This window comes from Pseudomonas sp. PA-1-6B (assembly GCF_021609545.1).
GTDB lineage: Bacteria > Pseudomonadota > Gammaproteobacteria > Pseudomonadales > Pseudomonadaceae > Aquipseudomonas > Aquipseudomonas fluorescens_BV.
Genome location: NZ_WJZM01000027.1, coordinates 16,834 through 28,659, shown reverse-complemented (window position 1 = coordinate 28,659; position 11,826 = coordinate 16,834). Strand labels below are relative to the sequence as shown.

The window sequence follows — 11,826 nt, the reverse complement described above, 5'->3', positions numbered from 1 at the left end:
TCCTTAGTGGCTCGGCCCGAGAAAGGCCAGCCAACGACGTTCCGCCAGGCGAAACAGGCCGACCAGGGCAAAGGTCACCGTCAGATAGATCAGTGCGGCAATGCCAAATGACTGGAAGGTCATGAAGGTGGCAGAGTTGGCATCCCGCGCCACTTTGAGGATGTCCGGGATCGTCGCGGTAAAGGCCACGGTGGTCGAATGCAGCATCAGGATCACTTCGTTGCTGTAGTAGGGCAACGAGCGTCGCAACGCGCAAGGCATGATCACGTAGGCGTACAGCTTCCAGCCACTGAGGCCGTAAGCCTTGGCCGCCTCGACTTCGCCGTGGGCCATGCTGCGGATTGCCCCGGCGAAAATCTCCGTGGTGTAGGCGCAAGTGTTGAGGGCGAAGGCGAGCAGGGTGCAGTTCATCGCGTCGCGAAAGAACGCATCCAGCACCGGTTGTGCTCGTACGGCGGCAAGGCTGTAGATGCCGGTGTAGCAGATCAGCAATTGGATATAGAGCGGAGTGCCACGAAACAGGTAGGTGTAGAACTGCACGGGCCAACGCACCATGCGCTTGCGCGAAACGCGGGCGATGGACAGTGGAATCGACACCAGAAAACCGATGACCAATGAGGCGCTGAGCAGCCACAAGGTCATGGCCAGGCCGGTGATGTGCTGGCCGTCGCTGTACAGAAAAGGGCGCCAGTATTCCTGCAATAGCTCAATCATCGCACTGCCTCCCGGGCGCCTGCGGAGTAGCGACGTTCAAGTCGGCGCAAGACGAAGTTGGAGGCACTGGTGATCAACAGGTAGATCAGCGCCGCCAGCACCAGGAAATAAAACAGTTGATAGGTGCTCTTGCCAGCGTCCTGGGCGGCTTTTACCAAGTCTGCGAGGCCGATGATCGACACCAGTGCGGTGGCCTTGAGCATCACCATCCAGTTATTGCCGATGCCCGGCAGCGCAAAGCGCATCATCTGCGGGAAGGTCACGTAGCGAAAACGCTGCCCGCGCTTGAGCCCGTAAGCGGTGGCGGCTTCGAGTTGGCCGCGGGGCACGGCGAGGATCGCACCGCGAAAGGTTTCGGTGAAATACGCACCGTAGATAAAGCCCAGGGTGATCACCCCGGCGCTGAACGGGTCGATCTCGATGTATTCCCATTCCATAAAGTCGGTAAAGCCACTGAGCCAGGTTTGCAAGCTGTAGAAAATCAACAGCATCAGCACCAGGTCCGGCACACCGCGAATCAGAGTGGTATAGAGCTGGGCGGGGATACGCACAATGGCCAGGCTGGACAGTTTGGCGCTGGCGCCGAGCAGGCCCAGCAATACGCTGACGGCCAGGGACAGCACCGACAACTTGATGGTCATCCAGGTGCCTTGCAGCAACAGCGGGCCGAAACCCTTCAGGCTGAATGCGCTCAGCCCAAGGGTTTGCAACAGATCTTCGAACATAAATCAGGACCTATGGCGATAAAAAAGCGCCCCACCTGAAGCAGGGCGCCCCAGGCTTTACTTGCCGCTGTACAGGTTCAGATCGCCAAAGTGTTTCTTCTGGATAGTGGCGTAGGTGCCATCATCGTGTAACGCTTTGATACCTTTATCCAAAAGCGCCTTGAGTTCAGTGTTACCTTTTTTGATACCGATGGCGGTTTTCGACGGCAGCAGCGGGTCGTCGATGGCGGCGCTCACTTCATAGCCAGCACCGGCTGGCGACTTGAGAAAGCCCAGTTCGGCTTGGAGCATGTCCTGCACGGAAGCGTCGAGGCGCCCGGAGGTCAGGTCGGCGTACACCTGGTCCTGGTTGGCGTAAGCCTTGGTGGTCACCCCGGCTTTATCCAGTACGGCCTTGGCGTAGGCTTCCTGGATGGTGCCTTGCTCGTAACCTACCGATTTGCCCTTGAGGGATTCTGGCGTCGAATAGCCGGCGCCTTTCTTGAACACCAGCGAAGTCGGGCCCGAGAACAGCTCGGAGGAGAAGTCGATGGCCTTCTCGCGCACGGGGGTCACGGTCATCGACGAGATCACGCCATCGAATTTATTGGCTTTGAGGCCCGGGATCATGCCGTCGAAGTCACTTTCGACCCACTTGCACTTGACCTTCAGCTCCGCGCAGATCGCATTGCCCAGGTCGATATCGAAGCCCACCAGGCTGCCGTCGGCGGCCTTGGATTCGAACGGTGCGTAGGAAGGGTCGACACCAAAACGCAATTCCTTGTATTCCTTGGCTGTAGCAACACCAGCAGCCATGCACAGAGCCAGTGCAGAAAGGGTCAGCAATGCTTTTTTCATTATGTAATCCCTGGAAACCAAGATAAGCGCTTGTGGCGCGATTAGGACTGTTACTGAACGGTGTCAGACCCTTCACAAGTAGCAATTTCTGCACCATAGTTCCGGATGGGCTTTTTAAACGGTGGGATAAGGTAGTTCCAAGTGTAGGCGGCGCCCGAAAGTGGGCACTGATTGTCCAGCGCACCATTCTGGATCTGTTGCTGATCAAAAGGTGGGAGCTGGCTTGCCTGCGATAGCGGTGGGTCAGTTGTTACATGGGGTGCTGACTCATCGTCATCGCAGGCAAGCCAGCTCCCACAAGGGCTATGTCAGGTCAGCAGGTCTTGTAGCGTGGCCAGGTTGTCCGCTTCCTCCACCGCCTTATCCTGGCGCCAGCGCAGCATTCGCGGAAACCGCACCGCAATCCCGCTCTTGTGCCGCTTGGACAGGGCAATCCCTTCAAAACCCAGCTCAAACACCATGCTCGGCGTCACGCTGCTGACCGGGCCGAACTTCTCCACCGTGGTTTTGCGCACAATGGCGTCGACCTTGCGCATTTCTTCGTCGGTCAGCCCGGAATATGCCTTGGCGAACGGCACCAGTGTGCGCTCGCTTCCCGGTGGGCCGTCCCATACCGCGAAGGTGTAGTCGCTGTAGAGGCTGGCGCGCCGGCCATGGCCGCGCTGGGCGTAGATCAACACGGCGTCGACGCTGAAGGGGTCGACCTTCCACTTCCACCAAAGGCCCATGTCCTTGGTGCGGCCCACGCCGTAGAGGCCGTTGCGATCCTTGAGCATCATGCCTTCCACGCCCAGGCTGCGAGAGGCTTCGCGCTGCTCGGCCAAGGCTGCCCAGGTCTTGCCTTCCAGCAAGGGCGAAGGCAATAAGACCGGTTGGTTGCACGCAGCGATGACCTGTTCCAATTGGGTGCGACGTTCGGCCTGGATGTGGTTGCGCCAGTCGTCGCCCTGATACTCCAGCAAGTCGTAGGCGAGCACCGCCACTGGCGCATCCTCAAGGACTTTTTTACTCAGGGTCTTGCGGCCAATGCGCTGTTGCAGCAACGCGAAGGGTTGTACCGAGTCTTTCCACACCACAATTTCGCCATCGATCACCGTACCGTCGGGCAGGCCACCGACCAGGCTATGGAGTTCGGGGAAGCGTTCAGTCAGCAACTCTTCACCGCGAGACCAGACCCACAGGCGTCCCTCGCGCTTGACCAGTTGTGCGCGGATGCCATCAAACTTCCATTCCACCTGCCAATCGGCGGGTGAACCGAGCAGCGTGTCGAATTGCTCCACCGGTTGCGCCAGCCCGTGAGCCAGAAAAAACGGATAGGGTTGCCCGCCACGTTGCGCGTGTTCGTCGGAGGATTCGGCGGCAATCAGCTTTAGATAGCCTTCGGCTGTGGGACGGTTCGACAAATCGGTGTAGCCCACCAACCGCTGCGCCACGCGCTTGCTGTCGAGGTCGGCCATGGCAGCGAGGGCGCGGGTCACCAGCAGTTTTGAGACGCCCACCCGAAAGCTGCCGGTGATCAACTTGATGCACACCATCAGGCTCGGTTGGTCCAGTTGTGCCCACAGGGCCGGCAGCCGGTCTGCCAGGTCCAAGGGTGGCAGACCGCGCAGGGGCAGCAGTTTTTCTTCCAGCCACACGGCCAGGCCGTCTTCGGAGGTGTAGGTGGATTCTGGCAGGAGCAGGGAGATGGTCTCGGCTAGGTCACCCACGGACTGGTAGCTCTCTTCGAACAGCCAGGGTTCGATACCGGCCGCTTCGGTGGCCATGTCCCGTAGCAGGCGCGTCGGCACCAGCTGTCGTGGCCGCCCGCCGCTAAGAAAGTAAGCGGCCCAAGCGGCATCTGCTGGCGGCGACTGCATGAAGTAGGCTTGCAGGGCGGCGAGCTTGGCATTGCTGGAAGTGGTGGCGTCGAGGTTGGCGTACAGCTCAGCGAAGGCTTTCATGCCGTGGCCTCTTCTTCGTCATCGCCGTATTCGGTGCTGAAGCCTTGGGCATCCAAGCCCTTTTCCCGCAGGTGGCGTACCAACACACCCACCGAACCATGGGTGACCATCACCCGTTGCGCGCCGGTTTGTTCGATGGCCCATAACAGGCCCGGCCAGTCGGCGTGGTCAGAGAGCACGAAGCCACGGTCCACGCCGCGCCGCCGTCTGGTACCGCGCAGGCGCATCCAGCCGCTGGCGAAGGCGTCGCTGTAGTCGCCAAAGCGGCGCATCCAGGTACTGCCTCCAGCGGAGGGCGGGGCGATGATCAGGGCTTGGCGCAGCAGTGGGTCGGTCTTTTTGAAGTCGCCGGCATACAGCGTCTCGGGGATGTAGATGCCCGCTTCGCGGTACACCCGGTTCAACGGTTCGACCGCGCCGTGGCTGAGGATCGGGCCGATGCTGGCGTCCAGCCCATGGAGGATGCGTTGGGCCTTGCCGAAGGAGTAGCAGAACAACACGCTGGCTTTGCCGCTGGCGATATTGGCCTGCCACCAGTCATTGATCCCGGCAAAAATCTGCGCCTGGGGCTGCCAGCGGTAAATCGGCAGGCCGAAGGTGGATTCGGTGATAAAGGTGTGGCAACGCACCGGTTCGAAGGGCGTGCAGGTACCATCGGGTTCGACCTTGTAGTCGCCGGACGCCACCCAGACCTCGCCCTGGTATTCCAGGCGTACCTGGGCCGAGCCCAGTACATGCCCGGCCGGATGGAAACTCAAGGTCACGCCGTGATGCACCAACCGTTCACCGTAGGCCAGGGTTTGCAGGTTGATGTCCTGGCCCAGGCGCCAGCGCAGGATACCTTCGCCGGGGGCGGCGGCCAGGTAGTGTTGATTGCCGGTGCGGGCGTGGTCGCCGTGGGCGTGAGTGATGACCGCACGTTCCACTGGGCGCCAGGGGTCGATATAAAAATCACCGGCAGGGCAGTAGAGGCCTTCGGGGCGGGCGATGACAAGGTCCATGGAGTTGCCGGGGCGGTGGGCTTGTTACTTATGAGGCGGGGCTGGGTGCAGAAGTTCTATCTGAATGCAGGTGGTGCAAAGGTGGGCTTGCCTTCAATGCCGGCCTGAAAGCCGACACCTATCTACCTGACACCCCGGCGATCCAACTGTGGGAGCTGGCTTGCCTGCGATGGCGGCCTGACAGCCGACGCCTATCTACCTGACACCCTGCGATCAAACTGTGGGAGCTGGCTTGCCTGCGATGGCGGCCTGACAGCCGACGCCTATTTACCTGACACCCTGCGATCAAACTGTGGGAGCGGGCTTGCTCGCGAAGGCGGCCTAACAGCTGAAGCTGTTATCCGTGTACATATCCATTTCTGCGGTAACGGCCACTTAGGGTTCCGCTTTTACAGCGGCTCACTTTTGAAAAGAGCCGGAATGCCGGCCCAGCCAAAAGTAAGCAAAAGGCTCTTGCCCCACCACTTGGCACCTCGCTTGGGCTCGGTGTGCCCGTAATCCGCCAGCGTGGTTTGACGGGGCGCCTAAGATCAAAAGCAGATCAAGAGCGACTCGCTTCGCATCGTGGTTACCGTCGGCTGCTATCGCAGGCAAGCCAGCTCCCACAGCGTTGTCCAGTTTCGTCAGGGAAGCCCGGTTACTTACCAGGCGTCAGGGTCAACCTTGTCTTGCCATACACCTTTTCAAAGTTCTGCGGCTGCATCGGGAAGCTCAGGTACTGCGCTTTCAGCGACGGGTCGATGCCGTTGGCATAGTTCGGGCTGGCCGGGTTGCCGGATTGGCCGATGCCGCCCTGGCCCATCATCGGTTCCGCCTGGCCGAAGTCGATGATCATGCGCAGCGCCGACACCTGGGTCGCGTTGAAATCCTGGCCCCAGCTATACGGCGCCGGGTTCAAGGTATTGTGGTCGCCACCGCTGGCAAAGGGACCGCGGATGACCTGGCCGCTGGTATTTTTCCAGGTGGTGCTGTGCAGCTTGCCCCACTGCCAGGCCTTGTGGTCGGCGCCCAGTTGGCTGTCGCCAGTAGTGATGGCGGCGGCCAGGGTGCGAGCCAGGATCGTGGGTTTGTCTTCTTTTTGCGGTGAACGCGTGTCATCCCAGAATGGGCTGTCCTCACGGCCCAGCAGGTGGTCGGCGATGGCCGAGTAGGACAGGCTGGCGTTGCTGACGAAGGCTTTCCAACTGGCGCTGTTTTCCGGGCCAAGTTTGTCCAGGAAGATCTGCCGCGCGCTTTCCTGCAGGAACAGTTCGTAGATTGCCGCGTCAGCCGAGGTGGTTGCCAGCCGACCATCGAAGGCCATCAGGCGCTCCATTGCTTCGCGGGCCTTGGCACGTTCCGCTGTCGGCAGGGCCTCGATGGCCTGCTTGAGCGGCTGGGCCATGCCCGGAGCCTGGAACATGTTCTTGAGCTTGGCGGCGAAGAGGGTGGTCTGATCGTATTGCATGGCGATCAGGCTGCGGCTGTCATGCTTGCCGGCGTTGGCCAGTTGCGCCAGGCGCTCGCTGCGCTCCGGTGCATCCCAGGCGTTGGACAGTTGCATGCCGTAGCCACGCGGCGCGGTACGCTGGTTGGCGGTGCCGATCCAGCCTTGGGCCGGGTCCTGGTCGTACGGGTGCAGCATCGCGTCGGCGTAGCCGTCCCAGTCAAAGCGCGTGTCCCAGCCCGGCGATGGCAACAGGCCTTCGCCTTCGCGGCGGTTGGGGAAACGGCCGGTGACCTGCCAGCCGATGTTGCTGGCGTCGGCGAAGATCATGTTCAGGGCGATGGCGCGAATCTCGCGGGTAGCATCCGAGGCCTTGCCGGCGTTTTGTGCACGGGACAGGTCGAAGAACGCATCCAGGCTCTTGTCGTCCTTGAAGTCGGCGGTTTGCAAGGCCAGGCCAAGACCGCTGGTGAGCGCCTGGCTGCTGTTGAGCAGAGCGCCGTGGCGGGTTTCGTACACCACTTCGCGAATCGAGCGCTGGCCCTTGATGAAGAAGGTTTCGTTGCGCACGCCGGCCGGCAGCCATTTGCCGTTGTTCTCGTAGTACAGCGCACTGCCCTGGCGTTTGACCTTCTCCAGGAATAGGTCCTGGGTGTCGCCCTTGACCGCGCTCATGCTCCACGCCACTTTGCCGTTGAAACCCGCCAGCAGGGTCGGCAGGCCGGCAATCGAAGCACCGACGGCCTGGTATTTGGGCGCACGAATCTGTACGTAGTTCCACGGCGACGGTGCTTGTGGCTGCGCGGCGATATCATTGGCCAACAGGCTTTTGCCGCTGCGGCTGCGTTGCGGGCCAATGGCCCAGTTGCTTGAGGTGGTGACGCCCAGGGCATTGAGGCCGCGCAATTGCTGGCCCACCGTCTCCAGCCCGGCGAGGCCGGTGATCTGGTTCACGTTGACGCCTTTGAGCTTGTCGGCTTCGGCCAGCGGGACGGGTTCGTCCGGTGCGCTTGGGGTGAGCCAGGCCAGTTTGTCGACGCCGACCTTCTGCGCCAGCACCAGGGACGAAAGCTCCTCCTGCAGATTGCTCGACTGGCTGAAGTTGAGCAGGCAGAACAGCAGCGCCGAATCTTCCGGCTTCCAGTACTCGGGCTTGTAGCCGCTCTGGGCCAGGTCCGTCGGCAACTTGTCGCGATAACGGAACAGGTAGGCGTTGACGCCTCGGGCATACACTTCAAAGAAGCGTTTGAGGCGCGGCGATGAAGCGTTGTACAACTCGCCAGCGCTTTTCTTGAGGTTGACCGCCCGCATAAAACGGTCGACGTCCAGCACTTGCGGCCCCGACATTTCCGCCAGACGGCCCTGGGCTAGCAGGCGCAGGGTGACCATCTGGGTGATGCGGTCGCTGGCGTGCACGTAACCGAGGCTGAACAGAGCGTCGTGGAAGGTGTTGCTTTCGATCAGCGGCATGCCTTGGGCATTGCGGCGCACCGACACATTCTGTGCCAGGCCCTTGATTGGCTGCACGCCGGCAACGGGCGGCAGGGTGTCCTGGGTGTTCTGGAGCTGGCAACCGGCCAGGCCCAAGGCACTGACCACTGCCGCGGCAACGCCGAACCGGGGAAGAATATGTAAGAGGGCTGGCGAGGCCATGGCAAAGCTCCTGCGGGGGGTAGCGTCAGTAAAGGCGCTACGTTAGTGAGCGCGGCGAAACGACGCAAGCGGGAGTTTTGGGTTAAGCATTAGAACTTGAGTCAGGCGCAGAACTGTGTGGGAGCGGGCTTGCTCGCGAAAGCAGTGTATCAGTCAGTGTCTGTATCAATTGACGTAACGCATTCGCGAGCAAGCCCGCTCCCACATTTGATCGCCTGCAACCTTTGATCAAGGCTGGGGCGGGGGGCCGCCGGCATTTTGATCTTCAGTACAGTTTAATTAAGCGCCGTGGCACTTCTTGAATTTTTTCTCGCTGCCGCACGGGCAAGGATCGTTGCGACCTACGTCCTTCAACGCATTGCGCACCGGCTCCTGGTGAGCGTGGCCGCAGTTCGGGCCGTGGACATGGCCGTGGTCGTGATCATGATGATCATGATCGTGGTTGCAGTCAGGACCATGGACATGGGGTTGCTGTGTCATCGATGTTGCTCCGGAATAAAATCGCCGGGGATTATCTCGCCATTGTGTGCCACCTGCACGTCATTACCGATGAATAATCCGGTTTTCAGTTCGCCCTCTAAACGATAAGGCACGGGCCGGTCGGGATTTTTCAGCATCTGCACCACCTCACGCACCTGTGGCCAGAGGTTGGTGCGCACCGAGACCTTGAAGAATTTATGACCGCGTGGCGGTACGGTCAGCCACTCGTTTGACTCGCCTTCGGTCAACACCAGATTGCCCAGGCTGACCTTGTAGACCAGGCCGCGCACGGTCAGGTCGGCGTCGTCGCGGTTGTCCACGCGAAAGTACAGCTTGAATTTCTGTTCCAGCAGCTTGGCCCGCACCACTTCGACCTTGACCAGGGAAACGTGGGGGGGCGGCGCGTCGTCTTCGAACCAGGACGCGCAGCCGGTCAGGCCCAGGGTCAACGCCAGCATCAAGCTATACATCCGAAGCATGGCGCTATCCCCGTCGAGTGATTAGAAGTAGCTGGAACAGCACTTCTTGAATTTCTGCCCACTGCCACACAAACAGGCATCGTTACGTCCGGCCTTCACTTCTACCGTAGGGTCGATGAAGTACCAGCGCCCTTCATTCTGTACGAAAGAAGACTGCTCGCGGTGACTATGTTCACCGGCAGCGTCATGCCAGCGTGCGGTAAAGGTGACAAAGGCGTGCTCAGGCTGGCCGCCGAATACCTCGGAGCTTTCCACCTCCAGGCCCAGCCAGGTGCTCTGGGCACTCCAGGCGGCAATGGCGTCGCGGTCCAGGCCGGCCTGTTGCGCAGGCAGCGTAGTGGCGACCAGGTAATCGACCAGGCCCAGCACATAGGCGCTGTAGCGCGAGCGCATCAACGCGCTGGCGCAGGGGGCCGGGTGACCGGCGTGATAATGGCCGCAGCAGGCATCCAGCAGGTTGCCGCTGCCGCACGGGCAAATGGATGTACTCATCGGGTTACCACCAATACTTTCCGAAGTTTTCCGGGTTGGCCCAGAAGCGGGCGTTGAGCCAGTCCGGCACCTGTTTATAGTCAAGCAGATCATAGGTAAACAGCGTCAGCACCTGATCATCGCGTTGGAAGCGTTCGCCGGCTTGCAGGGCCAGGGAGAAAAAGTCGGTGTCCTTCCAGTCGCAGGCACCCAGGTCGACCAGCACGGCAATGCGGCTGGCGTTGAGGTTACGGATGCCTCCGAGCAGGGTCAGGCCCTGGGGTTTGGACAGGTGCTCCAGGCAGTCGACCACCAGCGCGAGGTCAAAGCGCTGCACGGCGAGGTCTTCCGGCAACGCTCCTGGCGCGGCATAGAACACTTCGGTGTCCGGGTGCGCAGCTTTGAAGGCATCCAGCGCAGGAAATTGGCTGGCGCCCACTAACAACAGGCGTTTTGGCCTGTGAAGGTCCAGCAGGGCCGCCAAGGCTTGTTGGGGGGTACGGGCAGAAATTCCAGCGGTCATTGCAGATCCTCGCATCAAGACCGTAGAGACTAGCGCGGCTGGGCGCGTGGGCCTAGAGCGCGGCGGTCGATACCCACCGAGGTGGAATTGAAGTTTTTTGATCCTTCACTGGCAAATCGCCGGTAGAAGTCGTTACTGTGCGCTCAAAGAAAAATTTGAAAACACTCAGGAGCCCCATGATGCGTAAGGTTTTTCTGTTGGCCCTGTTGGTCAGCCCCGTTGCCCTGGCCCAGAGCGTCAGTGTCGAAACCAATTCGTTGATGCGCTTGCCCAGCAGCACCAGCGTGTTGCAGCTCGAGCGCCTGGACGTCGCGGACTACGGCACCTTGCTGATTCCGGCCACCATCAGCCAAGTCACGGTAGATGAGCTGCACTTGGGGCGCGAAGCACGTATCACCATTGTGCCTGGCAATACCGCCTTGCAAATGCAGGTACGCGAGGCGCAGTTGGAGCACGGTAGCCAGATCACCTCACGGGGCGCCCCCGGCACCCACGAAAAACCCGCCAAGGCTGGGCGTGATCTGACCTTGCGCATTAACTCGCTGACTGCCGAAGCGCTGTCGGTGGATGCTCGTGGTGGCGCTGGAGCCCAAGGATATGCGGGCCTGGACGGTGCCAACGGCGTGGACCCGGGTTGCACTTGGGGTTCAGCCGGGCGCGGCTTTAATGGCGATAACGGCGGCGATGGCCGGCCAGGGGCGGCGGGCGCGCAGGTGCGCCTGGAGTTGCCGCAGGAATTCCCGGCTGAACAGATCAAGGTCTGGGTCGATGGCGGGGCTGGAGGCCTGGCGGGTGTTGCAGGTAAACCCGGCAAGGGCGGGCAGTCCAAGGGCTGCCTGGTGTACCGCGCGGACGGCGGCGAAAAGGGCCGGCCAGGGTTGGAGGGGCAACCGGGGCCGGCTGGGCCTGCGGGGTCTGTGACTATCCAGCGGCTCTGAGTCGCCTGGCCTGACGCTATCGCGGGCAAGCCCGGCTCCCACATTTGGAATGCATTCCAGTGTGGGAGCCGGGCTTGCCCGCGATAGCGGTGTAAGACTCGCCTCAGAACATCGGCCGAGCCGAAGCCACCGCCACCACCACCAACCCCACGATCAAGTTAATCCCCACCAACCTGCGAATCTGTCCCAGCGCAGCCGCGCCCGCCGACCAATCCTCAGCCGCCACCGCTGCCTTCAGCTCCGGGAACTTCAAGGCCTGGATTCGGATAAACAACGCCGTCATCACCAGATACAGCCCCATCATCACCTGCACATAACGCGGCGCGGTCTCAAAACCGCTGAAGCGCAGTTGCAGCAAACCGATGCCGCTGATCGGTAAAAGCACCACCGCCACCCACACCCACACAAAAAAACGTTGAAACACATTTGCCCACAGCTTCAGCCGGGCAGGGCCCTCAAGCGCCGCCATGGCGGCGGGGCGCAGGATCATCCAGGCGAAAAACATGCCGCCGACCCAGATCAATGCGGCCAGTACATGCAGGGTATAAGCGAGGCTAAACGCGGTCATTGTGGTACTCCGTTCTGCGCGGGATTAATTAGCGGGGTATGATAGCGACCGATCCGAACCACTGAAAA

General features: G+C 61.1%; 12 protein-coding genes. 1 reads left to right on the top strand and 11 read right to left on the bottom strand.

All coding sequences use genetic code 11. The features are described from left to right. Positions 1–3: 3 nt before the first annotated feature. The 10 genes from GIV35_RS14545 to GIV35_RS14500 all read right to left on the bottom strand — a co-directional run bounded on the left by GIV35_RS14545 (position 4) and on the right by GIV35_RS14500 (position 10,252). A complete protein-coding gene (locus GIV35_RS14545) occupies positions 4–714 on the bottom strand; it encodes an ABC transporter permease (RefSeq protein ID WP_236264874.1) in 711 nt (236 codons plus the stop codon). Continuing rightward, positions 711–1,439 carry an ABC transporter permease gene (locus GIV35_RS14540; protein WP_003189227.1) on the bottom strand — a complete coding sequence of 243 codons (729 nt, stop codon included), beginning with the start codon at positions 1,437–1,439 and terminating at the stop codon, positions 711–713. The genes GIV35_RS14545 and GIV35_RS14540 overlap by 4 nt, the downstream gene beginning before the upstream one ends. Positions 1,440–1,496: 57 nt before the next feature. Then, positions 1,497–2,276: a transporter substrate-binding domain-containing protein gene (locus GIV35_RS14535; protein ID WP_014717255.1), complete on the bottom strand. Its 780-nt coding sequence runs from the start codon at positions 2,274–2,276 to the stop codon at positions 1,497–1,499. 308 nt (positions 2,277–2,584) lie between these two features. Then, positions 2,585–4,219, bottom strand: coding sequence for an ATP-dependent DNA ligase (locus tag GIV35_RS14530; protein ID WP_236264875.1), 1,635 nt, complete (start codon positions 4,217–4,219; stop codon positions 2,585–2,587). Continuing rightward, positions 4,216–5,220 carry a ligase-associated DNA damage response exonuclease gene (locus tag GIV35_RS14525; protein WP_223024244.1) on the bottom strand — a complete coding sequence of 335 codons (1,005 nt, stop codon included), beginning with the start codon at positions 5,218–5,220 and terminating at the stop codon, positions 4,216–4,218. Before GIV35_RS14525 ends, GIV35_RS14530 begins: the two co-directional genes overlap by 4 nt. A 637-nt stretch (positions 5,221–5,857) precedes the next feature. Next, positions 5,858–8,299: a penicillin acylase family protein gene (locus GIV35_RS14520; protein WP_223024243.1), complete on the bottom strand. Its 2,442-nt coding sequence runs from the start codon at positions 8,297–8,299 to the stop codon at positions 5,858–5,860. A 279-nt stretch (positions 8,300–8,578) separates the two neighbouring features. After that, entirely contained in the window at positions 8,579–8,779 is a 201-nt protein-coding gene (locus tag GIV35_RS14515; protein ID WP_003189235.1) for an SEC-C metal-binding domain-containing protein, read from the bottom strand. Further along, on the bottom strand, positions 8,776–9,258 hold the full coding sequence (locus GIV35_RS14510; RefSeq protein ID WP_054897983.1) for an LEA type 2 family protein: 483 nt from the start codon (positions 9,256–9,258) through the stop codon (positions 8,776–8,778). The genes GIV35_RS14515 and GIV35_RS14510 overlap by 4 nt, the downstream gene beginning before the upstream one ends. Positions 9,259–9,279: 21 nt before the next feature. Next, positions 9,280–9,750 (bottom strand): YchJ family protein, encoded by a 471-nt coding sequence (locus tag GIV35_RS14505; RefSeq protein WP_034125936.1) that lies wholly within the window; start codon positions 9,748–9,750, stop codon positions 9,280–9,282. A gap of 4 nt (positions 9,751–9,754) precedes the next feature. Beyond that, a complete protein-coding gene (locus GIV35_RS14500) occupies positions 9,755–10,252 on the bottom strand; it encodes a DUF6231 family protein (RefSeq protein WP_223024457.1) in 498 nt (165 codons plus the stop codon). Positions 10,253–10,431: 179 nt separating this feature from the next. Between GIV35_RS14500 and GIV35_RS14495 the strand changes: the two genes are divergently transcribed. Then, on the top strand, positions 10,432–11,190 hold the full coding sequence (locus tag GIV35_RS14495) for a hypothetical protein (RefSeq protein WP_105226043.1): 759 nt from the start codon (positions 10,432–10,434) through the stop codon (positions 11,188–11,190). A 103-nt stretch (positions 11,191–11,293) separates the two neighbouring features. Here GIV35_RS14495 and GIV35_RS14490 read toward each other — a convergent pair whose 3' ends face one another. Continuing rightward, positions 11,294–11,758, bottom strand: a complete 465-nt coding sequence (locus GIV35_RS14490) for a CopD family protein (RefSeq protein WP_105226044.1) — start codon at positions 11,756–11,758, stop codon at positions 11,294–11,296. Positions 11,759–11,826 lie beyond the last annotated feature (68 nt).